The following is a 25,078-nucleotide window of genomic DNA, read 5'->3' on the forward strand; positions in this document are numbered from 1 at the left end:
TGCCTGTCAATGGACTTTTAATTGCGGCGCGGGTAGTTTACATAAACCTGCTAATAACAACTAAACCTGACTCGGGGACTGGCAATGCGGCACATCATGGTCATGAACGCCAAAGGCGGTTGCGGCAAGAGCACCTTGGCAACGAACATAGCGGCTTATTTTGCGAACGAAGGCCTCGCGGTCGCGTTGGCCGATTTTGATCCACAGCGATCCGGACTGGACTGGATAGATCGTCGTCCGGAAAACCGACCTTCGATAGCCGGTGTTGCCGGCTACGCCGACGGGCTCAGGAAGATGCCACGCACGGCAGACTTGCTGGTCATCGACGCGCCGGCACGAACGCACGACAAAGAACTCAACGATCTCGTCAAGCACGCCGAAACCATCGTCGTGCCGGTACTGCCGTCAACCATCGACATGCAGGCCACTGACCGCTTTATCACGGAGCTCAAAGGGGTCAGCAAGATCGAGAAAAAAGGCGCGAAAATCGGCGTTGTGGCGAACAGGGTGCGAGAAAATACACTTATCTTCGAAGAACTCGATGAGCACCTGACCACCGCCAGGGTGCCGTACATCACGGCGCTGCGCGAGGCGCAGAATTACGTGCGTGCTTACACGCGCGGGCTCGGTATTCACGAGTTGCCGGAGTACCTGGCGTGGCCCGATTGGGAGCAATGGGACCCGCTGGTCAAATGGCTCAAGAGCGTGCGTAGCCAGCCCTAAGCATCAACCGTCGCTGTTCGCTGGCCGGCGCGCAGACTGGCGCGGATGCCTTCCGTGGCATCCGGGTAGCGTGGACAGATACGCAAGACGTCGTACATACGCCGCAAATCCAGACGTCGCGACTCCCGCAGGAATGACAGGCGTCGTTCACCCCAGGTCTCGCTGGCTTCCGCCATGGTGATGGCCTCGGGTATGTCCAGTCCGGCCAGCGTTGCCACTGTGCTGGCAAACCAGCTGCTACTCCGGTGGTCGCCATCGCCGACGTTGTACACGCCAGCGGGGCGCGCGGGGTCGGTCGCCGCCAGTGCGCAGTTCACGAGGTCGTCAACGTGGATGCGATTGCCAGGTCCCGCATCTTCTTCCCGCAGTATCGGTTCACCGCGTTGCAGCCGTTCCAGGCCAAGTCGGCCAGGCCCGTAAATACCGGGCACCCGCAGAACGACCAGTTCCGAATTGTGTTCGCTGCACCAGCTTTGCAGCTGCGCTTCAGCGGCAACCCGGCGCTGGGCGCGGTCGGTCTTCGGTGCCACAGGGTCGTCTTCACTCACTCGCTCACCACCGGTATCGCCGTACACGCCGCTGGTGCTGAAATAAACGAAACGGCGCGGAACGTTGCTCAGTGCGTCCAGGAAGTGTTGCAGACGGGGATCCGGCAGTGCGGCTGGTGGCACCGTGTAGATGACGCAGTCGACCGCAGGTAACGGCGCGATCGGCTGATCGAGATCGGCGGCAATTATGCTGTGCAACGGTTGTTCGTCTTCGTGCCGCCTGAGACCGGTTGCAGCGACGGGCGGCAAGGTATCGAGTATGCGTTGGCCGCTATAGCCGGCACCGGCGATCAGGTATTGCCACTTGCCCACCGTTCGTCAGTCTTTGCTGGGATCAGGGCCGAGCCACGGAATTGCCGTGTTGCTCAGTGGGGTAACGAGACCGAGGCCGGCGCGGTATGCCTCTGCGGCGGCCGTCCCTTCGCCAAGCTGGTTCAGCAATCGCCCGTATTCCTGGTAGGCCTCGGGACTTGGTCGCACCGCCAGCGTGGTTTCCAGGTAACTGCGCGCCTTGCCCCACAGTTCGTTGCGCAGGCAAAGCCGTGCCGCTGCCAACAACAGGTCGGGGTCCTCGCCGTGTGTTTTCAGCCAGTTTTCTGCGCGCTTGAGCTGGCGGCTCGGGTCGCTGCTTTGCGCCGTGCCGTACAGGCGTACCAGCGGTCCGCGCCATTCGCGCTTCAATGCAGCGGCGATTTCCTTTTCGACCTGGTCGTGCTTGCCGCAGCGGCTTAGCGCGGCGAAATAGGCTTCGAGTAGCTGATCGTTCTTGTGGTACGCACGAGGTACCTCCTTCCAGACACTCATTACCGCATCGGCATCAGCTGCGGCTCGCAACGCCTCGACGTGTACGCGGACGGTCCATGTCGCGAGCAGCTTCTCATCAAGCCGACCGTGCTTTTTCAAACGCGGCAGGAGGGCCGCCAGTTGCTTCCAGTCTTCCAGCCGGAAGTACAGTTTGCCCATCAGCACCAGCGCGTGACTGTGATTGGGCGAGTTTTCTTCGAGCTGCCGCAAGGTCGCGAGCGCCTGTTCATACTGCTGGCGGTCGAGTTGCAGTTCAGCCTGGGTCAGCAAGACGGCATTGGCGGCATTCGGCAAGCGTTCGTAAGCCTCTTTCAGCCAGCCATCACGCCGTTCGTCGTTGCCGCGCAGGTGGGCGGCACGTGCTGCCTGCAGGTAATTGAGCAATGGTGCATCGCTGCCAGGCGCGGAGCGGGCCAGCAGTTTCTCACCGCGGGCGAAATTGCCCTCGGCCATTTCAATAACGCCACGGGTCAGACGTTGCCCGGCGCGGCCACTGCGGTAACGGCCGGCGGCTTCGCCCAGGCGGCGCGGCGCGCGCCAGAGTTTGCCAAGCAGCCATAACGAGAAAATCAGTAACGCGATGGCCCCGAGTAACGCCGGCACCGACATTTCGACGATGTAGCCGCGGAAGTTAATGACGATATATCCGGGGTCATGCAGCAAAAAGCTGGCGCCGATCGCGGCTAACACGATCGAAGTAACGACGAGCAGGCCAAATTTCATTGATCAGTTCCGGCGTCGTCAGCGGCAGGCGGGCGTCGGTCGCGGGACTGCAGGGAAATGTATTGCCGCAGCAGGGCGAGCGACCCGGAGATGTCGGGCGGGTTTGGCCGAAATGCCGTCGAGCGCAATTCTTTGATGGTGTCGAGCGCGCTCTTTACCGGCAGACTGCCGACATCGTAGTACTCCTCAAGCCAGCGTCCGGCGTCGTCCAGGCTCTGCCGGAACAAGGTTTGTTCACCGCGCAGCAGGGCGAGGCGCGCGGCTTGCAGCTGCAACGTCAGGTTGCTGCGCAGGAAATACGCGGCATCCGGCGGCAACAACGGGGTGACCGGCTGATCGCTGCGGCGCACCGAAATAACATTGCTGAGCGAGCTCTTGAGCGATGCCCACGCACGGGCGACCCCGGTCAGATTCGGATCGATTCCCGGACCATCGAAGTTCGGCTGCACGATGTCAGTCTTAAGGGTCAGTGAATCAATCGCCCCTGCCAGACTGGAGAGCATCAGTGCCGCACCCTCGGTATCGGCGGCACCCAGTGCGTCGAGCTGGCGGAGTTCATCGGCGAGCGCGCGCCGAACGTCAGTCAGGCCGGGATTGGCCAGCGAGACCAGCCGTTCATCGGCCAGCTGCAGCGCAATCTGAGCGAGTGACACATTGCCGGCCAGTTGAATCTGGGCATTGGCAATCTGCAGGTAATACTCCGCCTCGGACAGCAACCAGGTATCGCGCAGTCCACTGGAAATGCCTTGCAAGGCGGCCATGGACGACTCGAGACTGGAAAGTCGTCCGGGTACTGCTTCCAGCGGCCGCAGACGTTCATTCAATGTGCGTTGCAGTGCGCTGACTTCATCATTGCCAGCGCCTAGCGAGGACCGCAAAGCCGCGAGTGCCTGCTCACTCTGACGGAGGCTGTTGTTACTGTCCTGCAGTTCGCGCTCCAGGCGCAGTAAAGCGGCCTCATTGCGGGTTGCCAGCGCATCTGGCGTAGCGTCCGCCAGCAGTTGCCAGGCAACACCGGCCAGCGCCGCGAGGGCAAGCAGCAGGGCCAGCAACGCGAGCAGCAGACTGCCACGGGAGCTCTTCGTACGCGACGCTTCCGGGCTCGCCGCACCTGTGTCCTGATCAGCCGCCTGAGCCTCTGGCGCTGTCGTCGCGGATTCGCTGGCCGTTTCAATAACGACCTGATCGTCCGCTGGCGCTTTTTGTTCGTCTGCTTTTTCGTTGTTACTCATTCGTTGGGTCCGCTTGCTGCTGCCAGTCGGCGATCATTGCAGCCACCATGTCCTCGGCACGAGGATGGGTGGCCAACAGCGCCCGCATCCCGGGAAGCCGTTTTTCTGCCGCCATTATCACACGATCGCTGGGCGTCACCAGTCGGACGCCGGTGCCGGGTCCGCTGCAGTCGGCCGGCAGCAAGTCCAGCAGGTTGTCGAGCGAGGCGACGCTCATGGCCAGCAGGTAGTGTATGTCACCCTGACGGCAGGCGTTCGCCAGCATTTCTTGCTCCTGCGTGCTGATGGGGTGGGGGCGGCGTTCGTAGACGCAAATGTAATCCACCGTAGCGCCACGGGCGCGCAGTGTCTGGCCGAGCAGCCCGCGGCCGCCATCGCCGCGCACGATCAGTATGCGCTTGCCGCTGACGGCCTGCAGATCGGCCTCGGCCAGCAAGGCCTCACTGTCAAAGCCATTCTCCGGGAGGATGTCGGCGCGTCGCCCGGCGGCCACAATGGCATCGGCGGTGGCTTTGCCTATCGCGCCGAGGCGGGCGTGGCCGGGCGCCAGAAACAGCCCGTGGTCAACCGCGTTCCGACTGACAAATATCAGAATGTCAGGCGTTGCCAGACTGTCCATTTCAGCGGCGATGGCGGCGCGCGGTCGCGCCACGATGTCGATGACCGGAATATTAAAGGCCCGGCCACCGGCCTTTTCGATGCAGGCAATGATGTCCGCTGACTGATGGCGCGGCCGGGTTTGCAGGACACCGGCACCGGCCAGTGCGGTTCTGTTCACGGTCAGCTGCCGGCTAGCAGGTTGGCGGCGCCGTTCGCCAGCAGCACGTCAGCGAGCGCCGTTCCCAGCTCGGCCGCATCGGCCGCGCGGCCGGAGCTTTGCTGCCGCAGCACCTCACTGCCGTCTGCCCGGGCAACCAGGGCTTCCAGTGTGAGTTCGTCGCCGTTGAGTATGGCGTAACTCGCCACCGGTGAATGGCAGCTGGCTTCGAGACGGTGCGCTACAGCCCGTTCGGCGCGGGTGGTGACGGCGGTAACGGGGTCCTCCAGTCGGGCCAGCAAGCTGCAAAGATCGTCGCGGTCGCTGAGGCACTCGATGCCGATGACGCCCTGACCCGCGGCGGGCAGCATCGTCGTCGCCGGCAGAACTTCGCTGATCCGGTCAGCCAGCTCCAGCCGCTCGAGACCGGCCGCTGCCAGGACGATTGCGTCGTATTCGCCGGCATCGAGTTTGCCGATCCGGGTTTGCACGTTGCCGCGCAGCGGTTTGACGCACAGGTCCGGGCGTACCGCCAGAATCTGTGCCTGGCGCCGCAGGCTGGAGCTGCCGACGACGGCACCTTCGGGCAGAGTCTTCAGCGTCACGGCTTCGCGACCCAGCAACGCGTCGGCGGGATTGCCGCGCGGCAGAATGGCGGCTATGCAAAAGCCCTCCGGCATGACCGCTGGCACGTCTTTCATGGAGTGCACGGCAATATCGGCGCGACCGTCCTGCATCGCGACTTCGAGCTCTTTAATGAACAGGCCTTTGCCGCCGATCTTTTGCAGGCTGCGATCCAGCACCTCATCGCCCCGGGTGGACAATGGCACGAGTTCCACCGTGGCGCTCGGAACAGTTCGGTTAATTTCGGCGGCGACATACTCAGCTTGCCAAAGTGCAAGAAGACTCTTGCGGGTTGCGATACGGATGTGCAAAACGACCTAACTCCCTTTGAGACGTCGGCGTACCTCGGCCAGATGACGCCGACTGACCAGCAGAGGTTCCGCGCCATCATTTGTATTGCCGCGTAAGCGGATCTGCGCCTGGCCGTCGGGAATTTTCTCGAGGGCTTCGATGTGTGCCAAGGATACCAGCGCGCTGCGATGAATCCTGACAAAGCGGTCACTGAATTCGTGCTCCAGCAATTTTAGCGAATCGTCGATCAGATTGTCGCCATTGTCGTGCCGCACCCGCACGTATTTCTGGTCGGCCTGGAAATAGACAACGCTCTCGATCGGGATCAGCTTGAGTTCGTTGCGGACGCGCGCGCACACGTGCTGGCGCGGCTCGGCGCCGGCGTTGTCCTGTTGCAGCGCCTGCAGCGATTGCCGGTTGATTCTGGCGGCGTGCGCGAGCGCTTTGTACAGGCGCTCGCGGCGCACCGGTTTCAGCACATAGCCGACCGCGTGCGCATCGAATGCCTGGATCGCGTATTCCTCGTAAGCCGTGGTAAAGATTACGGCGGGCGGCGCGTTGCTGCTGGAGAGATGCTGGGCGGTCTCGATGCCGTTGATGCCCGGCATGCGGATGTCCAGCAGGACCACGTCCGGCGTCAATGATTGCGACAGTGTCAGTGCCTCATGGCCGTTAGCGGCTTCGCCGACGACTTTGAGGTCGTCACGCTCTTCAACCAGCATGCGCAGCCGTTGTCGCGCCAGCGGTTCGTCGTCGACGATCAGGATATTCATACATCCTGCTCTTCATAGGGAAACAACAGGCGCACCGCGTAGTGTTGGCTGGTTTCCTCGACGTCAACCTGTGCACGACCAGCATAAGCCAGTTCGAAGCGCTGGCGAATGTTGCGGAGGGCCATCTGGTGCCCGCTTGGCCGGCTTTGAGCGTCGGCACGCGGGTTGCGAATCTCTATCTGCAGTTGCTGACCGCGTCGCTGGCCGCTGACCGTGACTTCGCCGCCGTCCGCAAGGTGCTCAATGCCATGGTAGATCGCGTTCTCGAGCAACGGCTGCAATGTAAGGCTGGGAATCAGTGCACGCATGGGCAAGCTGGCGATATCCCAGCGAACGGTCAGCCGATCACCGAGGCGCAATTGCTCTATGCGCTGATAAATACGCGCGACTTCAAACTCGTTCTTGAGGGCAACACGATTGCTGGTGCTGCCAAGGTTGGCACGCAGCAGATCCGACAGATCCTCAACCGCTTGTTCGGCCGACTCGGGCGCCGTGCGCACCAGCGAAGCGATGGTGTTCATCGTATTGAACAGGAAGTGCGGTCGTATCAGCGCCTGCAACGCACTGATACGGGCTTGCGCCTCCAGCACGATACTGCGCCGCCATTCACTGGCGACGTACAGGTAGCGCATGGCCAGTGCGATCACGATGGCGCTGATCGCGAAATTCCGGAACAGGAAGCCGCCATGGGTATCGTCAATGATGACGGCTTGACCAAAACGAAGGGTGACTTGCCAGGCAATTTCCGCAAGCAACAGACACAACCCAACCAGCAGGAAGAAGGCAATGATGAAGCCGCGCGTTTTGCCCGAGCGCTCGACCCAGATACGTGCGCGGCACAGTACCGCGCAGCTCAGCAATGCCAGCCACAACACGTACAGGGACATCTTGGCCAGTTCAATGAGAAAGGTACCGGCTTCGTTTTGCGCGGCCAGCGTCAGGACGATGGCAACCAGTTCTGCTACCAGCAGCACGATGAGCAATGTGCTTGCGGCGCAGAAATCAGGCAGATAGGCCTGTGCGTCCTCGCGTGCGGCGTCGGCTGCAGAGGCCACGTTGGTCTCCATCAGAAAAGAAGCGCGCATTGTAGCGCGACTGTTGGCAGGTGTAGCGCACTGCTCAGGGCGAGCAGTATTCCTCGACTTTGCTCTGCACGTTTTCACGCGCGGCCAGTGTTTCCTGCTCGCTCAGGTAAATGCGTTCGCCATCTTCGTCTTCGCGGTACAGGCGCCGGGATTGTAGGAAGCTCTGCAGACGTTCCTTGTAGGTTGCGCATTGCTGGGCACGCTCTTCCGCGATGCGGCGTTGTTCGGCCGGCGACGGCTTGTCATCGTCTGTGCCGGCACCCGTTGCTTCAGCCTGCTCGCGAGCCTCGCTGCGCGCTTCAATCCGGGCTTGTGCCAAAGCGGCGATGCGGTCCGGGTCGGTCGGACGGGACTGGATGTTCAGGCGCTCTGCGGCAGCATTCTCGGCGGGACGGTCTCCGTAATGCACGTTGCCTGCTGCATCCGTCCATTTGTAGATTTCGCCCGCAGCCGCGCCTGACGCAAACAGCACGCTCAGCAGGGATACATAGAAAATACGATGAAAGTCTGCAGACATGGTCTAGTTCCGGTGTGTAAGTAGCCTACCGCCACCAGTGCGAAGTTAAGCTATTGACTGGAAACGTATTACAGCACGGAGTGATAAACAATGCCGTGATCGGGATCACACGTGCTGCTGTGAGCTATCTGGTCATTGTGGGGCATATTCCTTGATTGCTGCGGGCTCGACAAGGCGTGGTCGGGCACCCGACCGGCGGCTCGCAGGCAAAAAAAAAGCGGATCCAAAAGGATCCGCTGAATCTTAACCAGCTGCCCGTGGGGCGAGGCCGGTTACATGGCGGGGGAAGCCACACAGTGAACATATGGTCACGAGTGACCGTTTGCAACCCCCATATTGATTAGTCGGCCGTTGTGAACTCCGGGTAGGCCTCCAGACCGCACTCGCTGATGTCCACGCCTTCGTATTCGTGCTGCTCATCGACCCGCAGACCGACCGTCAGACGGATCAGGTACCAGACCAGCAGGCTCATGAGGAACACCCAGGTGAAAATGGACACAATCCCGAGTAACTGCGGACCCAGCCCGGCGTCATCGTTGTAGATGGGTACGGCGAGCAAGCCCCAGATGCCGACCACGCCATGCACCGAGATCGCGCCTACCGGGTCATCCAGCCGCAGCTTGTCGAGACCGACGATCGCAACCACAACCAGCAGTCCGCCGACCGCACCAATCAGGGTGCTGCCGATGGCCGTCGGCATCAACGGTTCAGCGGTGATCGCGACCAGTCCGGCCAATGCGCCGTTCAGGGCCATGGTCAGGTCGGCCTTGCCAAACCAGAGCCTGGCCAGCAGCAAAGCCGCAATCAGACCGCCCGCCGCCGCCATGTTGGTGTTGACGAAGATGCGGGCAACGGCGTTCGCTTCTCCAACGTCGCTCAGTTTGAGTTCGGAGCCGCCATTGAATCCGAACCAACCCAACCACAGGATCAGCATGCCGAGGGTGGCCAAAGGCAGATTACAGCCAGGGATGGCTTTGATCTCACCGTTCTTGCCGAACTTGCCTTTGCGTGCACCCAGCAGGATGACGCCGGCGAGTGCCGCAGCGGCGCCACACATGTGCACGACCCCGGAGCCGGCAAAGTCCTGGAAGCCGGCGGTTTGCAGGAAGCCGCCACCCCATTTCCAGAAACCCTGGACCGGGTAGATAAAGCCCGTCAGCACAATGGCGAAGGCAAAGAATGACCACAGCTTCATGCGCTCGGCAACCGCACCCGAAACGATGGACATCGCGGTCGCCACAAACACAACCTGGAAGAAGAAGTCCGAGAGGTTCGAGTAATAGGTGTCACCATTGCTGGCAATGACCTCGGCGGCGCTGTTGTCGGCACCGCCGACCAGGCCACTGCCCAGCGTGACGAGACTGCCAAGCATGCCGCCTGCGAATTCGTCGCCGGGGTACATGATGGAGTAGCCACACAGCATGTACATGATGCAGGCGATGGCGTAGAGGCCAATGTTCTTGGTCAGAATCTCGGCAGTGTTTTTCGCTCGCACGAGGCCGGCTTCGAGCATGGTGAAGCCCGCAGCCATCCACATGACGAGGGCACCCATCACGAGAAAATAGAAAGTATCGAGGGCGTAGCTCAGTTCGGTGACCTGGCCCGCGAGTTGCGTTACGTCTGTCACGTTTGCACTCCTTGGTATTGGTGGTGGGCTTAAACAGCCTCGTTGCCGGTTTCGCCGGTGCGGATGCGGATGGCCTGGGTCAGCTCGCTAACAAAAATCTTGCCGTCACCGATCTTGCCGGTGCGAGCGGCGTTCGCTATCGCTTCCGTGATCTGTTCAACCAGTTCATCGGCAACCGCGAGTTCGATGCGGGCCTTGGGCAGGAAATCGACAACGTACTCGGCGCCGCGATAAAGCTCCGTGTGACCCCGCTGCCGACCGAAACCTTTGACTTCGGTCACTGTTATGCCTTGCACGCCGATTTCCGCGACTGCTTCGCGAACGTCGTCGAGCTTGAACGGCTTGATGATCGCCGTAATCATTTTCATTGTTGTCCCTCGTTCAGGTAGCTATGGATAGCGTGCGGTCAGAGACCGCCGCCGCTCATTTGATTTGAAAGGTCTTGCCGATACCGAAGATCAGTGCTTCGTCGGTATCGCTGGTTACGGGGTCATCGGCGACGATCAGTGCGATGCTCAAGTCCAGCTCCGCCACGCTGAAGCCGTAGCCGAATTCGAGATAATCGCCGTCGAAGTCCTTGTTGAAACCGGCGTACTTGCCGTACAGGCCGTCCTTTTCGAGGGTCAGCGCGTAGTAGCCGTAGTCTTGAGTCGGTCCGTCAAAGTTTTCGTACTCACCGACGGCGTATTCAGCCGAAAAAATTCCGTAGCCGAAGCGCAGGTTCACTTCCTGATAGGTGTCGTCGAAGTCGCCGGTGTAGTAGTAGCCGGTAAACCCGGCGCCGAAGGTGAAATCTTCGTACTCGCCGTCCCAGCCGAAATAGCCGTCAACTTCCATGCCGTCGCCGACATCGGCACCCCAGGTGCCGGCATAGAAGCCGCCTTCCGTGTAGTCGATACCGGCCGAGGCTGACGAGCTGTGCTGCATCAGTCCGCGGTAGTAATAGTCGCTGACCCAGCCGGCGTTGGCGCTGAGTTCGGCCTGCGCGGTGCTGGCCAGCAAGAGCAATGCCGGAAGCAGGCCGCTGCGGATAGTCTTGTTCATGAAATCATTCCTTCTGGTAGGTGGCGGTGATCGCGTGCACCCACTTGCTTAGCAGTAATCGTGCCAAGCAGAAAAGAGTTTAAAAACAATGATATACAAAAGCCGCTAGCGGCCTTCGGCACTGTATTGGTGCGTTCCCGGACGGCCTGCGAGTCAAAGCGGAGCAGCGAAAGCGGTCATAAACACAGGATTTGTGACTGGCGTTGCAGCCGTGTCTGCGGTATCAATCGCGCATGACAAGAGAATCCATAGACAGTCTGGCGCGGCGCCTCGCCGCCTCGCTTCCCCAGGGTCTGCGCACCGTGCGCGACGACATGGAGGAAAACTTTCGCAGCGTGTTGAAGAGCTCTTTGCAGCGAATGGACCTGGTGACCCGGGAAGAATTCGAAGTGCAGGAAGCCGTGCTGGCCCGCACCCGCGAAAAACTCGAAGCGCTGGAAGTTCGGCTTGCCGCCTACGAGCAGTCCATTGCCGCCGCACCGACTGCAAAGAAGAAGGTCAAAAAAAAGGCCAGCAAAAAAGCGGGCAGCCAGAAAACTGCGGAGTAAGTACCGCGCGGCAAGCCAGGGAGTGGCGATTGTGGGAGTGCGGCGAATTCAATCTGAGCGCGGCGACACCAACCGCCCGGCTTGCTGATGGGCCTGGCGCTCCTGAATAGTCGCGCGCAACTCGGGGTCGATGCGCCGCGGGTCACCATCGAAGTGTTCTTGTCCGGCGGACTGCCGACGTTTGCCATCGTCGGCATGCCTGAAACCGCGGTACGCGAAAGCAAGGACCGGGTGCGCGGCGCCATTCTCAGCTCCGGCTATCACTTTCCGCAGGAACGCATCATCGTCAGTCTCGGTCCCGCCGACATGTGCAAGACGGGTGGGCGCTTCGATCTTGCCATCGCGCTCGGCATTCTCGCGGCCAGCAACCAGATCAACGATGAACTCATGACCAGCCATGAATTCTTCGGCGAATTGTCGTTGAACGGTGAGTTGCGTCGTGTTCCCGGCGTTTTGCCGGCCGCCTTGCGCGCCGCTGAAGCGGGGCAGCGGATCGTTGTGCCTGGTGGCAATGCGGTTGAAGCTGCCTTTGCCTCGTCCGAGGTGTTGGGCGCAGGGTCATTGCTGGAAGTGACGGCGCATCTGTCCGGTTCGCGCCCTCTGACTCCCGAACCACGTCGCTCGTTGCAGGCACAGGAGCCGGAGACGCTCGATCTCAAGGACGTTCGTGGCCAGGTGCAGGCAAAACGAGCGCTGGAGATTGCGGCAGCGGGCGGTCACAACCTGTTGTTCATTGGACCTCCCGGCACTGGCAAGAGCATGTTGGCAAAACGCCTGCCAGGCCTGTTGCCACCGATGTCGGATGCGCAGGCGCTGGCAACCGCGGCGGTGGCGTCTGTCCTCGGCGTTGCTACCGACGTGCAGCACTGGTGCCGACGGCCATTTCGGGCGCCGCACCACACCGCGTCGGCAGCGGCGTTGGTCGGTGGTGGCGGCGACCCGCGTCCCGGAGAAGTATCACGCGCGCATAACGGGGTGTTGTTTCTCGACGAACTGCCCGAGTTTCATCGCAACGTGCTGGAAGTGCTGCGCGAGCCGCTGGAATCGGGGTATATCACCATCTCGCGCGCCGGCACGCAGGCGGATTTCCCGGCCAACTTCCAGCTGGTCGCGGCCATGAACCCCTGCCCCTGTGGCTATCTCGGCGATCCGCGCGGCAACTGCAATTGCAGCGCGGACCGCGTTCAGAACTACCGCGCGCGAATATCGGGGCCACTGCTCGATCGCATCGACATACAAATGAAAGTGCAGCGACCGCCCGCTTCCTGCATGCGAGCCGACAGCCCGGCTGGCGAGTCGACGGCCGAGGTCGCAGCCCGCGTTTTAGCGGCGCGCGAACGGCAGCTGCAACGCGCCGGCTTGTGTAACGCTGATCTGGATGGCGCGCGGCTGGCGGCTGCCTGCAATCTCACCGACGACGCCAGTGCTTTGCTCGAACGCGCGATGGACCAGTACGGTCTGTCGCCGCGAGGGCATCAACGCATGCAGCGAGTTGCGCTGACCATCACCGATCTCGCCGGCAACGACGGCGTGGGCGTGAACGCGATCGCGGAAGCACTCAGCCTGCGCGGCCTGGAGGCCCGGGCAGTTCCGGTCTAATACAACGAGGTAAACTGTGGCACTCGCCTGCTCTGTCCGTTGCGGCAAGTGCTTGCAGCGCCGGTGAGGGTGATGATTCTGACCGTCGCGCGCCAGAATGATTGCTTGGCGTCCGACTCCCCGACAAAACCTGCCAGGCAGCTCAGGTCCTGCCGTAGCCTGAAACAGCGGGTGCGCTGGAGTACAATGCCCGACTTTTGCCCGGCGGCGGCGCTATACCCAGCGACGCTCTGACGGCACAAATGTAGGAAAGCATCCGCGTGGAAAACCTGCGTAACGAATTCAAACAGTTCCTGATGGCCTGGTTCGAGGTGCACGTACCCAGTGTCGCGCAGATTGCATTCGACGGTTTCGTCGTGTTGTGGATCAGCGTCTTCGCCCTGGCCCTGCATATCTTCCTGCACGGCTTCGTGCACCGTGTGTTGGAACGCTTCGTTGGCCAGCAGGAAGAGACGTGGCAGCGTGAGCTGTTGGCCAATAACCTGTTTCGACGCATTTCCTTCGGCTTTCAGGGTGCGGTCGTCCAGATTCAGGCCGGCCTGTGGCTGGAAGAATCGTCGTTTTTGTACCGGCTGATCGATACCCTGAGCGTGCAGTGGATACTGCTGTTCGCATTGCTCGCGTTTTTCTCGCTGCTCGATGCGCTGCGCACGGTGCTGTACCGGCATGGCGGACCCACGAACTTCCCGATACGCGGCTTGCTGCAAACCATAAAGCTGATAGCCACGGTCCTGATCGGCTTGCTGGCAATTTCAGCGTTGATGGGTAAGTCACCCTTGATACTGCTGAGTGGTCTGGGTGCGTTGTCGGCGGTCCTGCTGCTGGTGTTCAAAGACCCAATACTCGGTCTCGTAGCGGGTATCCAGTTGTCCGCCAATGAGATGCTGTCGGTTGGCGACTGGCTGGAGATGCCGAAGTACGGTGCGGACGGCGATGTCATCGACATTGCCCTGACAACCGTCAAAGTGCGCAACTGGGACAAGACGATCACGACCATCCCGACTTACGCACTGATCTCGGATTCTTTCAAGAACTGGCGAGGCATGTCCGAGGCCGGGGGCCGCCGCATCAAACGGAGTGTCCTGATCGAGACCAGTAGCATTGGGTTTCTCAACGAAGAGCTGATGCAGCGGCTCAGAAAAGCGGATCTGCTCAGCACCTACTTGCAGCAAAAGCTGGAAGCGATTGAACAAGCAAACGTTGCCAGACAGACGGACATGTCGGTTCGCATAAACGGTCGTCGCTTGACGAATGTCGGTACGTTCAGGGGTTACCTGGTTTCTTATTTAAAGGCGCACCCGCGGATTCGTCAGGACATGACGTTGCTGGTTCGGCAACTGAATCCGTCCAGCGACGGTTTGCCCATCGAAATCTACGCTTTCACCAGTACGATTGACTGGAATGAGTACGAAGACATTCAATCGGATATCTTCGACCACGTCTTTGCCGTGCTCCCGGAATTTGGTCTGCGTGCGCATGAATCACCCACCGGGCATGACGTACGCACGCTGGCGGCCAGCAACAAAACGACGGCCTGATACCGAGCGCTGTGGTCGCTTGCTGGTGGCTACGCCGCCGCTTGCCGCCGTTCGGCTAGGCGTTTCGAATTTGTCTGAGAACCGCGCGCTCCGTTTCGGCTGACGGCCAGCGCCGCGCGTTCGCGCGCCGTTCCGCGCTTTGCTGCCACCACCAGTTGTGGGTGTCCTGCACGGTTGTGACCAGCGAGCGGTATTTCAATCCGGCAGCGACGGCGGTCGTGGTATCGACATGGATGGATTCCTCCCGCGAACCAAACATCAGCGGATTGAAGTCGGCATCGGCCAGCATCTTGCGCATTGGCCAGTGCAAAGTTGTCGGTGCCGCAGAAAACGCACGCATCGCGTGCATGAGCATTTCGTTGTCCATGACCGACGCAGGTCCAGCGCAATTGAAAATGCCACCTGTGCGGTTTTCAGCCAGGGTCACGACAAACTCGGCGAGGTCGCGGGCGTCGATCCATTGCACCTCATGGTCCGGATCGGGCGGGCAGACAACGTCGCCGCCGCGATAAAGCCGTTCGACCCAGTAGGTAAAGCGGTCGGTTGTGTCGCCTGGCCCTACGATGTATGGCGGTCTGACGCACGCCGCCCGGTCGCCGAATTCGCGGCGCACGATTCGATCGCACTCTGCTTTCAGAGGGCCGTACGTTGAGCCGTCAGGGGCTTTCCCGGACAACCAGAGTGGGCTGTCCGGCATAAAGACCGTGCCCTTGGTTTCGTCGTAGACAGCGCGTGTCGATATGTAAAGGTAGAGGTCGGTGCGGTCTTTCAGCAATTGCACGGAATCCTGCACATGCTGCGGCACGTACCCGGAATTGTCGACAACGACATCCCAGCGACGTGAACCTGCCAGCGGCTTCAGGCCCGCATCGATCGTGACATCGCGATTGCCGACAATCTCCTCAACGCGGTCACCGAACAAGCCGCTGTTGTTGCCGCGGTTGAACATCGTGACATTGTGCCCGCGTACCAATGCCCGTTCGATCTGGTGCGGACCGATGAAACCGGTACCGCCGAGAAACAAAATGTTGAGTGGCCTAGCGGCGGTGGCAGCGTTCTTGCTGCCGCTGGATTGCGCACCGGCTCTTGCCGCTGCCAACAGCGCCACACCCGCCCCTATGAATTCCCGACGATTCGTCATGCCTGTCTCCCGCGAATTAGGACGCTCAACATAAGTCAGCTTTGGCGACAATACAATTCGCAATACATCGGCGGCAATCCTGCTCGTCAGCAGCAGTTACCGTGTACCCGGAAGAGGGCCGGGCGTTGCATCCAGCTGCGGGCAGCCGCGTCTCGCATTAATCGCGGAGGAGACGTTAAGTCTTGGCGAGCATTATTTGCGGCGATCGCGGCAGCGTCGTGCAGCCAGCGATAACGCAGAAACTGTGCCGCGGACAGTCGCAGGAAAAACGGAAGTCGGGCGGCAACTAGCCGTTGTTACTTCTCCACGCGGAGAATACGGCCGAGGCGATCTGGATATCCTGTACCGCCACGCCGGTCAGGTCGGCGATGCTGATTTGCTGGTCGTTTAGTCGGCGCAAGTCCGGTTTGTTAATGACGTCGCCCAGTTCGCGCAACGCCTCTTTCGTTATGCGGCCGTCGCGAAAGGCCGTCTGCACTTCGCCGTGATCCGTACACTGCGTGATTGAGTCGACAACCACGATATCCGCACCAGCGACCAGTTCGGTGGCCAGTTCCTGCTTGCCTGGCGTATCCGCGCCGACGGCCGTGATATGCGTGCCCGGAGTGACCCAGTCTGCAGCGATGAGCGGTTCTTGCGCAGGTGTCGTGGTTACAATCAGGTTCGATGCCCGTACCAGCGCTTCCACGGTATCGCTGATTTCAACCTCGAAACCATCTCTGCCGACCGACTCTGCCAGGGCTTCGGCACGCGCCCGGTTTCTGTTCCAGAGCGTAACGCGGCGGCATGAAGTGATGTTTCTCAGTAGCCGCAGTTGCAGCTCTGCCTGAACACCAGCGCCGATGATGCCGATTCCGCTTACTTCAACTGGGGCCAGGTATTTCGCGGCAATCATGCCGCCGATTGCCGTGCGGATATTGGTCAGGTGGCCTTCATCCTGCAAAAAGGCTTCCACCATGCCGGTTTTTGCGGACAGGACCAGCATGAGTCCGTCACTGCTGGGCAAGCCAAGGGCGGTGTTGCCGTAAAAGCCGGTTGCCACCTTGATGACGAAAAACTCGCCACCCTGAATGTGCCCGTACTTGATATGGCATTCGCCATCCGGCACGGCCAGGTAGCCAACCGGCGGCACGTCGGCCCGCCCCAGACTGTAATCGACGTAGCCTTGTTCTATGGCTGCGACCGCAGCGTCGATATCCAGATGGGCCTTAATGGCCGCAAGATCCAGCGTAATCATGAATGGTTACCGCGATTGATGTGTTGTTCCATGACCGCAATGCCAGTCTCAATATCGCGCCGGCCGAAACCGATGCGAAAGTGATTGGCTGGCGTGCTGGTCAATGCTGATTGGTAAATGCTGCCGGGCAACAACAGCAAACTGCTGTGCTCAATCAGGCGGCGAGTGAAATCTTCCACGCCGTCGATGCCGTTGTACCGCGGAAATCCCATGCACGATGCGTCCGGTTGCTGCCAGACGAAAAGATCCCGATGGCGGGCGAAAAATGCATTCAGGTGCACAAGGTTCTCGTCGATGATTGCACAGTTGCGCGCAAGGATTCGATCGCGGTTACGCAACGCAATTTTTGTCAGTGCTTCGCTGGGGCCCGAGTTGGAGATCGACAGGTAGTGCTTCATGCGTTCCAGCTTCGAGAGCAGTTCCCTGTCCTGGCAGGCAATCCAGCCGATGCGCAAGCCCGGCAAGCCGCAGGCTTTTGACATGACGTTGAGGGACAGGCCGCGTTCGTACACGTCCGCTGCCGCCGGCAGGAATTCGGTGCTGCTGGGCCCCAGGCCGTTGAATATTTCGTCGCTCAGCAAATACATGCCGTGTTTGCGGCAGAGTTCGATCAATGCGGCAAAACGGTCCGGCGGCAGGTTTGCGCCCGTGGGGTTGTGCGGAAAGTTGATCGTCATCAGGCGGGTGTTCGGACGAATCGCACTGGCCACACGGTCAATGTCCAGCGACCAGTGATCGTCCGGGTCCAACGGAACCCCGGTCGCCGAGCAAAAGCTCACCGGCAAGGTTTCGTGCGACTGGTAGTTCGGCGTGACGACGATTGCGTGACTGTCCTTATCCAGCAGCACGGAATTGGCGGCAAAGATGCCTTCACTGGCACCGGCAAAGCAGAGGATGTCCGCGGCAGTGCGTTGTTGGTAGGTGTCGGCAATGAGTTCGCGCAGGCCGGGATCACCCCAGGTTTCGGTATAGCCCAGCCAGAGCTGGTCGAATGCCTCGCGCTCCGCCGGATTTGCCATCGCCAGCAACTCGGCCAGCGACATGCTCTCGGCATCCGAGGCCGTCATGTGAAAGCGCGCTTTGAACTCCCAGCGAGAGAAGTGGGTCTCCAGCCTGAAATCGGGCAGGCCGGTCACACAAATACGCCGGCAAATAACGTTGCCGGCGCCACTGGATTTCTAGGGGATTTGCGAGAGCATGTAGTCGACAGCGTCATGGATTTCCTGATCGGAAAGGTCCAGACGACCACCTTTGGGCGGCATGTAGCCAGCGTTGCCCTGGTAGCCGTTGACGGCATGGTCGTGCAGGGTGTCTGTACCCTGCGCGGCGCGCGGAGCCCAGTTGGCCGCGTCAGCCAGAGTTGGCGCGCCGCCGATGCCGCTGCCATGACAGGCAATACAGGCAGCGTTGTAGACCTGCGGGCCCGACAGCGTCGTGGCGACCGGATCGGCCTGCGCCGCTTCGGCAACCTGCGGCTCATCGGCAGGAATGCTCTCGCCGGGCATGTATACCTGGCCAAACGGCTGCAAGCGCTCTGAAACGGCCTGTTGGTACTCTACCGCCGATGACGTGTAGATCCCCTGAGTCATATCGGACATTTTCTTTGACAGCACGAAAATGGCCAGCGCAAAAAGGGCCAGGCCGCCTATTACTACGGAATAAATGTCGTAAAACTTCTGGTCGCGGTCCAAGGTACTGCTCCGAGATTAGATTTTTCGCCGCGCATTCCGCGCGCCAACTTCAGGGGTGCGGGATTATATATCAACTGTCGGCGAACAGTCGCCACTTGCGGCTATTCTGTCGCCGATTGGCCCGAATTGTCGACGTTGTCCACTTCGAAAGTGTGCCAGACATCGTCATTGGCAAAGGTCAGGGTCCGTACCGTAGTGCCGCTCGCGATGTTCACCTGGTTAATCTGCCCCTCGAACGCATCGCGCAGGATGTCATTGCGGACCCGAATCTTCGCTGGCAGCGGCCCATTGCGCTCCTGGTAGACCATCAGGTAATCCCCCGCGATTTCGGCACCGACCAACCGTAGCCCGATCACGGCATCATCGCTCATGATCTGGAACCGCTCTTCGACGTAAAGTGCCGCACGGGCCCGCGATTCGAGCTGGCTGAGGGAAAACCGCGGGTCGTCGAGGACCGCCGCCACGCCGATTTCAGCGTCGTGCAGGTGCAGGCGATGCACGATCTCCAGCATGCCGGTGGCGGCATTGAAGTCGATCGTCGACAGACTGCCCGGCGCCCGGTGTGCACCGGCTGGCAACAACGCGAGCAGCAGCACAATGAGTGCTGCGCATTGCTGCCGTTGCGGCCGTCGCATCACTCGACCCGCTTTGGCGCCAGCGGAAGCTTGCGCGCCGATCCATCATTGCCGCCTTTGGCCTTGCGCAGTGTCTGCAGCATGTCGGCCATCAGGTTGCGGGTATCGTCTGCGGACTTGTACAACTCGATGCGCGATTTCTCCAGGCGCCGCGGGTAGTGATTATTGGAAAAATCCGCGTCGGCTGTTTCGTGGCGGGGATCCAGTGCGATGGATGCCAGCGGCTGTTCCCGGATCAGCAGCTTGGTCAGCGAATGGTAGTTACGGCGCCATATTTCGGCCGGCAACGTGATGAAGTCTTCGCTGCCATCGGCGTTCGTGACCAGCAGCGGCAATGGGCTGACGAGACCGCCGATGTTTTCGAAATCAATGAAATAGATGTATTCATTGTCGGCGATTGCGCGCTGCAGCGCGGTCCGCTCCCAGTCTTCCAGGCCGTCGAGCAGATCCTGGTAGGCATTACGATCCGCGTTGCTGGGCGTGAACTTGTCGTGTTCGTTGTAGAAATCGGCCAGTTCCGGGTGACGGTCGAGGTAGGTCTCGCGCCCTTCTTGTCGATTGCGTGCCTGCGACAAGGTCTCCGGGTACTTGCCGGCGTAGTCCTCGCGATCCTGCGGGAACTCAATGTCAGGATCGCCGCTGGATACGCGGTATTCGCGGACATCGTTGATGGCGATGTCCACGTGATCGGTGGAGTAGAACCAGCCGCGCCAGAACCAGTCGAGATCGATGCCGGACGCGTCCTCCATTGTGCGGAAAAAGTCGGCGGGCGTCGGTCGTTTGAATTTCCAGCGCTGGGAATATTCTTTGAACGCGAAGTCAAACAGCTGGCGGCCCATGACGGTTTCGCGCAGTACGATCAGCGCGGCCGTCGGCTTGGAGTAGGCATTCGGTCCCAGCTGCAACACGGAATCCGAGTTGGTCATGATCGGCACCTGATCTTCGCTGACCATGTAGTCGGTGATGATATCGAGCACGCTCTGGTGCGGGCGGTACGCGGGATAGTCCTCTTCCCATTCCAGGGCGGCGATGTAATCCAGAAAGCTGTTGATGCCTTCGTCCATCCAGGTCCATTGGCGCTCGTCGGAGTTGACCGTCATCGGGAAATAGATGTGGCCGATTTCGTGGATGATGACGCCAATCAGCCCGTACTTGACGCGCCGCGACCAGGTCTTGTCGGGTGCATCGGCCACCGTTTCGCCCTCCACCGCTTCGAACGGTTCCGGCCGATAGCCGTTGAAGGTGATCATCGGGTATTCCATGCCGCCGCTCTTCCAGGTGTTGACCGACTGTGCGGTCGGGTAGGGGTAGGCGAACGAAAAGCGCGTATAGACTTCCATCGTGTGCACGACGGCGTGGGTCGAATACTTCGACCAGATGGGTTCGGCCTCAACGGGGTAGAACGACATGGCCAGCACTTCCGGGTGTCGGTCGTCGTTCTGCCGATGGATCATCGCGTCCCAGATGAATTTGCGGGAGCTGGCCCAGGCAAAGTCGCGTACGTTTTCGGCTTTGAACACCCAGGTCTTCGTGCCACTGGCTTTGTCGCGCTCGTTTTCCAGCGCTTCGTCCGGCGTGACGATAAAGATGGGCCGGTCAGATTTGCGCGCCTCGCGCAGTCGGCTGCGCTGAGTGGCGGTCAATACGTCGGCCTCGTTCTGCAGTTCGCCGGTTGCCGAGACGATGTGGTCAGACGGTACGGTGATCTCGACTTCATAGTCGCCAAACTCGAGGGTGAATTCGCCGCTGCCGAGGAACGCCTTGTGCTGCCAGCCGGCGTAATCGGTGTACGCCGCGAGTCGTGGGAACCACTGCGCAAGGAAGTAAATATAAGTGTCGTTCTCGGGCCAGTGTTCGTAGCCGCCGCGACCACCCAGACGGGCTTCATTAATAATGTTGAATGACCAGGCAACGGAGAACTCTGTGCGCTGCCCCGGCTTCAGTGCCTGCGGCAGGTCGATGCGCATCATTGTGTCGACCACGGTATAGGGCAGATCGCGGCCCCGGCCATCGGCGACTTTCCCGATCTCAAAGCCGTGTTCCACATCTTTATAGGACTGGTGAGCGGCCAGCGTTGCGTAGGTGAGTACATCCGGCGTCTCGCGCTCTTTCCAGGTCATGCGGCCAGCGGCGTCTGCCGCCGTTTCCGACATGCGGTTCAGCGAGCCATCAGCAAAGCGGTTCTGATCCAGCTGCAGCCAGATGTAACGCAATGGATTTGGCGAATTGTTGGTATAGGTGACGGTCTGCGAGCCACTGATGCGTCGTCGCGATTCATCCAGCTGAACCTTGATCTTGTGGTCGGCGCGTTGCTGCCAGTATTGCGGCCCGGGCGCGCCGGATGCCGTGCGGTAGACATTGGCTGTTGGCAGGTCGGTATCGAGTTGCCGGAATGCGTCGTAGAAGTCGCCTTTGGTTTGCCGTATGGGGTCAGCAGCTGCATTGGCAGCAAGTAAGGCTGTAATCAGTAGCGCAAAGATTCTCATGCGTAATCTCACAGTTATATTTTGCCGATGGGCAATGTATCAAATCCCTGCCGGCAGAGCAGATTCCGGAACGTTTCTGTTGGTTCTTTCCCGGTAAATACAGCGGTTTCTGCGGATACCAACTGCGCATCATGACGGCAATTGCAATGATCGGGGGGCGGTGCGAAAGTTGGGGCTTCCATGAGCCTTCGGGGGAAGCACCATGCCGCGACCATCAGCCGCACTAATTCTGTTAACGATAGTTCTGGCCGCTTGCAGCGGCAATTCCGACGACACGGCGGCACCTGCAGCGGCGGCCAACAGCAAAGCTCCCGCGGACCTCGTGTTATTGAACGGCAAAATCGCCACCGTCGATCCTGCGCTGGGCAACGTCGAAGCCATGGCGGTCAATGGTTATCAGATCACCGCCGTTGGCAGCACTGAGGACATGGCGGCCTACGTTGGCCCGGAAACCCGCGTCGTTGAACTCGACGGTCGTTTCGTGATGCCAGGCTTTATCGAAGGGCACGGGCATTACATGGGTCTCGGTCGCGCCAAACAGATACTGGATCTGTCGCGGGTCAAGAACTGGGATGAAGTGGTCAACATGGTTGCCGTTGCGGTTGATAAGGCCAAACCGGGCGAATGGGTATTCGGTCGTGGCTGGCATCAGGACAAATGGGATTCTGTGCCGGACGATGCTGTTGATGGCGTGCCACGGAATGACAGCCTCAACGCCGTGTCCGCAGACAACCCGGTGTTGCTCGGACATGCGAGCGGTCACGCGGCTTTCGCCAATGATGCGGCACTGGCAGCCGGTGGCGTCGACGACAATACGCCGGACCCTGCCGGTGGCACTATCGTTCGTGCCGAAAACGGCAAGGCAACCGGGCTGTTGCGCGAAACCGCGCAGCGCCTGATCAACGACGCCGTCAACGTCTACAACAACCGTCTGACACCGGAAGAGTCGGAGCGTATTGATCGTGAACGTGTGATGTTGGCCGGCGATGAAGCCTTGCGACACGGCGTGACTTCTTTCCACGATGCCGGCGCGTCGTTTGAAACGATCGACTTCTTCAAGGAGCTGGAAGAAGAGGGCGCTTTGCCAGTCCGCCTGTACGTCATGGTGCGCAGCGAAACCAACGAAGAAATGGACAAGCTGCTGCCGTTCTACAAGATGGTGTCGGAGGGCAATGATTTCCTGACCGTACGTTCCATCAAGCGGCAGATCGACGGTGCACTGGGTGCGCACGGCGCCTGGTTGCTTGAGCCGTATGTCGATTTGCCGGATACCGCCGGCCTGGTTCTGGAACCGGTTGCCGATATCGAAGGCACGGCGCGGGTTGCCGTCAAGCACGGCTACCAGGTCAATACGCACGCCATTGGTGACCGCGCCAACCGCGAAACGCTGGATATTTACGAGCGCATCTGGGATGAAATGGGGGTTGACGGCAAGCCGCTGCGCTGGCGTATCGAACACGCCCAGCACATTGATCCGGCCGACGTGCCGCGTTTTGCTGAACTGGGCGTCATTGCGGCGATGCAGGGTATACACGGCGCCTCGGACGGCCCGTGGATTCCCAGCCGGCTCGGCGAGCCGCGTTCGGGTTTGACGTCCTACCCGTGGCGTACGCTCATCGAGTCCGGCGCCATCATAGGCAACGGTACGGATGTGCCGGTTGAGCCTATCGATGCGATTGCGTCGTACTACGCCACGGTTTCCCGCATGACGGTCAAGGGCGAACGCTTTCACCCCGAACACGTCATGACCCGTGAAGAAGCGTTGACGAGTTACACGCTGAACAATGCAATTGCTGCGTTTGAGGAAGACGTCAAAGGCACGTTGACGCCCGGCAAGTACGCCGACTTCGTCGTGCTCTCGAACGACTTGCTGACGGTGGAAGAAGACAAGATCCCGGCGACGGAAGTGCTCATGACCTTCGTTGGTGGCGAGCTCAAGTACAGTTCGGAAGACTGAACCCTGACCTGATGCCTGACGACGATCAGCAGCAGATCGTCGTCAGGCGGTTTCGGCCATGGTCACGGTTACAGTACGTGGCGTTTGGGCTGCAGCATCTCTTGTTTCGCCATCGAGCGCACACCGATGGCTGCTCAGCCGGTCGCCTGAGCAGCGCTTGTCGCATGGCTTGCGACTACCCTGACCTCGATGCCATTGATGGCGCTGTAGCCGAGCAACACGATACTCGACAGTTTCAGCGGCCAGAGCAGCATGCCGAGCACCCCGAAATAGATGCCGAACTGGTAAATGCCAACGACCGAACGCTCTATGGCTTGGGCAATGTTGCTCCCCTGTTCCGCGAAGATCTTCAGCAAACTGAACGACCAGCCGACGCGCTGTGAGAACCAGCCGCACAACGTGCGCTTGCCGTCGGTTTCCAAAACCAGTCGCGGATCGTAAACGATGTCCTTCCCGGAACCGAGTATGTTCAGTGCGTTTTCCAGATCTTCGCCGTACACCGACAGCGTTTGGTGTTTCATGATTTCGTCAAGAACTGCGAGGTCGTAAACGGCGGTGCCGGACGTGACAGTTTGCGGCGACAGGCTGGAGCGGCCGAGATCGAATGGCAAGACGTATTCGATACTCTGCAATTCGGCCAGGTTGCCGTCCGGTCGTAGGACCACTTTCGGGCACATTGCCGCCGGCCCGCTCTGCTGGAGCATGTGAATTCTTTCGGCAAGGTTGTCGGCCAGCCACGGGGCGCAGCCAAAGGCGAAGAACTGTCGATCGGCAGCCTGTGCCCGCGCCGCCAAACTGGCGAGGCACGCTGCGTACTGAGCGCTGTCGCCGCCGAGCCATTGCAAGCGGTCAGTGCCCGGTGCCTGTTCAACGATTGCCAGCGTTTCTTCACCTACTCGCAAGATTTCGACGGGATAGGTGCGTTCAAGGAATTGGCTGCGCCAGTCATCCAGGTGCTGGTAATAGTAGCCGGTGGCGTCCGAACGCAGATTGTGCAGGGCGTACAATTCCTCCGGGCCCGCGTCTGACGGCAGGACTTTCAGGTAGCCGGCCTCGCTGCCCGTCGTCGTGCTGGAGAGCAGGTAGGTGGTTGGAATCATCCACGCGCCGGCACGGCGCATGCCTTTGCCGCTGGCATTGTCGTCGGTAACAAACCCGAGCAGTAACTCGCAGCCCTGCGCTGCAACGTACGCCGCTGACTCCTGCATCACCTGCGTGAAGTAGCCATGGCCGCGGGCCTCCGGCAGTGTCCATGCGCCGGTAATCACACCGACGTCAACGATCCGGCCACCGCGGTCACGCAGCTGTCGGTACACGACGCCGGCGCCGGAGACCGGCTGGCCATCGCGCATCAGTACGCCGTTGTCCGGCGTCTTGCCCGCGAAAGGCCGGGCCATGTACCAGCGATAAAGCTCGGGCGTCCAACTGCCGTTGAAGCTGCGGTTGAGCAGGTCCACGTAGTCGGCTACGCCGTAGCCTGCGGGGTTCCAGGCCATGC

Annotated in this window: 23 protein-coding genes; 5 read left to right on the forward strand and 18 right to left on the reverse strand. The window is 60.5% G+C overall.

Annotation, left to right across the window (positions count from 1 at the left end):
* Window positions 1-84 precede the first annotated feature (84 nt).
* Window positions 85-723 (forward strand): ParA family protein, encoded by a 639-nt coding sequence (locus BA177_RS00845; protein WP_068611893.1) that lies wholly within the window; start codon window positions 85-87, stop codon window positions 721-723.
* Here the strand turns inward: BA177_RS00845 and BA177_RS00850 are convergent.
* From BA177_RS00850 to BA177_RS00900, 11 genes are all read right to left on the reverse strand, one after another.
* Entirely contained in the window at window positions 720-1,583 is an 864-nt protein-coding gene (locus tag BA177_RS00850; protein ID WP_082989734.1) for an NAD-dependent epimerase/dehydratase family protein, read from the reverse strand. The two genes, BA177_RS00845 and BA177_RS00850, sit on opposite strands and share 4 nt — an antisense overlap.
* Before the next feature lie 6 nt (window positions 1,584-1,589).
* Complete coding sequence (locus BA177_RS00855; protein ID WP_068611895.1) at window positions 1,590-2,798, reverse strand: heme biosynthesis HemY N-terminal domain-containing protein; 1,209 nt, start codon at window positions 2,796-2,798, stop codon at window positions 1,590-1,592.
* Window positions 2,795-4,030, reverse strand: a complete 1,236-nt coding sequence (locus BA177_RS00860) for a uroporphyrinogen-III C-methyltransferase (protein ID WP_068611897.1) — start codon at window positions 4,028-4,030, stop codon at window positions 2,795-2,797. Before BA177_RS00860 ends, BA177_RS00855 begins: the two co-directional genes overlap by 4 nt.
* Window positions 4,023-4,808 carry a uroporphyrinogen-III synthase gene (locus BA177_RS00865; protein WP_068611899.1) on the reverse strand — a complete coding sequence of 262 codons (786 nt, stop codon included), beginning with the start codon at window positions 4,806-4,808 and terminating at the stop codon, window positions 4,023-4,025. The genes BA177_RS00860 and BA177_RS00865 overlap by 8 nt, the downstream gene beginning before the upstream one ends.
* Window positions 4,809-4,810: 2 nt before the next feature.
* Window positions 4,811-5,722: a hydroxymethylbilane synthase gene (gene hemC / locus BA177_RS00870; protein WP_068611901.1), complete on the reverse strand. Its 912-nt coding sequence runs from the start codon at window positions 5,720-5,722 to the stop codon at window positions 4,811-4,813.
* A gap of 6 nt (window positions 5,723-5,728) precedes the next feature.
* Complete coding sequence (locus tag BA177_RS00875) at window positions 5,729-6,475, reverse strand: LytR/AlgR family response regulator transcription factor (protein ID WP_068611903.1); 747 nt, start codon at window positions 6,473-6,475, stop codon at window positions 5,729-5,731.
* Complete coding sequence (locus BA177_RS00880) at window positions 6,472-7,530, reverse strand: sensor histidine kinase (protein ID WP_197493251.1); 1,059 nt, start codon at window positions 7,528-7,530, stop codon at window positions 6,472-6,474. The genes BA177_RS00875 and BA177_RS00880 overlap by 4 nt, the downstream gene beginning before the upstream one ends.
* A 64-nt stretch (window positions 7,531-7,594) precedes the next feature.
* The gene (locus BA177_RS00885) at window positions 7,595-8,077 is read right to left on the reverse strand and encodes a DUF4124 domain-containing protein (protein WP_068611908.1); all 483 of its coding nucleotides are present in this window, start codon (window positions 8,075-8,077) and stop codon (window positions 7,595-7,597) included.
* Between the two features lie 340 nt (window positions 8,078-8,417).
* The gene (locus BA177_RS00890; RefSeq protein ID WP_068618677.1) at window positions 8,418-9,629 is read right to left on the reverse strand and encodes an ammonium transporter; all 1,212 of its coding nucleotides are present in this window, start codon (window positions 9,627-9,629) and stop codon (window positions 8,418-8,420) included.
* Between the two features lie 104 nt (window positions 9,630-9,733).
* Window positions 9,734-10,072: a P-II family nitrogen regulator gene (locus tag BA177_RS00895; RefSeq protein ID WP_068611909.1), complete on the reverse strand. Its 339-nt coding sequence runs from the start codon at window positions 10,070-10,072 to the stop codon at window positions 9,734-9,736.
* A 55-nt stretch (window positions 10,073-10,127) separates the two neighbouring features.
* Window positions 10,128-10,748, reverse strand: a complete 621-nt coding sequence (locus tag BA177_RS00900; RefSeq protein ID WP_068611911.1) for a TorF family putative porin — start codon at window positions 10,746-10,748, stop codon at window positions 10,128-10,130.
* Between the two features lie 233 nt (window positions 10,749-10,981).
* Here BA177_RS00900 and BA177_RS00905 point away from each other — a divergent pair, with 233 nt between their 5' ends.
* From BA177_RS00905 to BA177_RS00915, 3 genes are all read left to right on the forward strand, one after another.
* The gene (locus BA177_RS00905; RefSeq protein WP_068611913.1) at window positions 10,982-11,296 is read left to right on the forward strand and encodes an accessory factor UbiK family protein; all 315 of its coding nucleotides are present in this window, start codon (window positions 10,982-10,984) and stop codon (window positions 11,294-11,296) included.
* Between the two features lie 87 nt (window positions 11,297-11,383).
* Window positions 11,384-12,895: a YifB family Mg chelatase-like AAA ATPase gene (locus BA177_RS00910; RefSeq protein WP_068611914.1), complete on the forward strand. Its 1,512-nt coding sequence runs from the start codon at window positions 11,384-11,386 to the stop codon at window positions 12,893-12,895.
* Between the two features lie 260 nt (window positions 12,896-13,155).
* The gene (locus BA177_RS00915) at window positions 13,156-14,433 is read left to right on the forward strand and encodes a mechanosensitive ion channel family protein (RefSeq protein WP_156762624.1); all 1,278 of its coding nucleotides are present in this window, start codon (window positions 13,156-13,158) and stop codon (window positions 14,431-14,433) included.
* 55 nt (window positions 14,434-14,488) lie between these two features.
* Here BA177_RS00915 and BA177_RS00920 read toward each other — a convergent pair whose 3' ends face one another.
* The 6 genes from BA177_RS00920 to BA177_RS00945 form a co-directional block, all read right to left on the reverse strand.
* Entirely contained in the window at window positions 14,489-15,574 is a 1,086-nt protein-coding gene (locus tag BA177_RS00920) for an NAD-dependent epimerase/dehydratase family protein (RefSeq protein ID WP_068611916.1), read from the reverse strand.
* Window positions 15,575-15,860: 286 nt separating this feature from the next.
* Window positions 15,861-16,811, reverse strand: coding sequence for a Rossmann-fold NAD(P)-binding domain-containing protein (locus tag BA177_RS00925; RefSeq protein WP_068611918.1), 951 nt, complete (start codon window positions 16,809-16,811; stop codon window positions 15,861-15,863).
* Window positions 16,808-17,947, reverse strand: coding sequence for an aminotransferase class I/II-fold pyridoxal phosphate-dependent enzyme (locus BA177_RS00930; protein ID WP_068611920.1), 1,140 nt, complete (start codon window positions 17,945-17,947; stop codon window positions 16,808-16,810). Before BA177_RS00930 ends, BA177_RS00925 begins: the two co-directional genes overlap by 4 nt.
* 42 nt (window positions 17,948-17,989) lie before the next feature.
* A complete protein-coding gene (locus tag BA177_RS00935) occupies window positions 17,990-18,502 on the reverse strand; it encodes a c-type cytochrome (protein WP_068611922.1) in 513 nt (170 codons plus the stop codon).
* A 101-nt stretch (window positions 18,503-18,603) separates the two neighbouring features.
* Window positions 18,604-19,137 carry a DUF6702 family protein gene (locus tag BA177_RS00940; protein ID WP_068611924.1) on the reverse strand — a complete coding sequence of 178 codons (534 nt, stop codon included), beginning with the start codon at window positions 19,135-19,137 and terminating at the stop codon, window positions 18,604-18,606.
* Window positions 19,137-21,623 (reverse strand): M1 family metallopeptidase, encoded by a 2,487-nt coding sequence (locus tag BA177_RS00945; protein ID WP_068611926.1) that lies wholly within the window; start codon window positions 21,621-21,623, stop codon window positions 19,137-19,139. Before BA177_RS00945 ends, BA177_RS00940 begins: the two co-directional genes overlap by 1 nt.
* 202 nt (window positions 21,624-21,825) lie before the next feature.
* Here BA177_RS00945 and BA177_RS00950 point away from each other — a divergent pair, with 202 nt between their 5' ends.
* Window positions 21,826-23,580 carry an amidohydrolase gene (locus BA177_RS00950; protein ID WP_082989737.1) on the forward strand — a complete coding sequence of 585 codons (1,755 nt, stop codon included), beginning with the start codon at window positions 21,826-21,828 and terminating at the stop codon, window positions 23,578-23,580.
* A gap of 134 nt (window positions 23,581-23,714) precedes the next feature.
* Here the strand turns inward: BA177_RS00950 and BA177_RS00955 are convergent, their stop codons facing one another.
* Entirely contained in the window at window positions 23,715-25,076 is a 1,362-nt protein-coding gene (locus tag BA177_RS00955; RefSeq protein WP_068611927.1) for a GNAT family N-acetyltransferase, read from the reverse strand.
* Window positions 25,077-25,078 lie beyond the last annotated feature (2 nt).

The organism is Woeseia oceani (genome assembly GCF_001677435.1).
In the GTDB taxonomy this organism is placed as follows: Bacteria; Pseudomonadota; Gammaproteobacteria; order Steroidobacterales; family Woeseiaceae; genus Woeseia; species Woeseia oceani.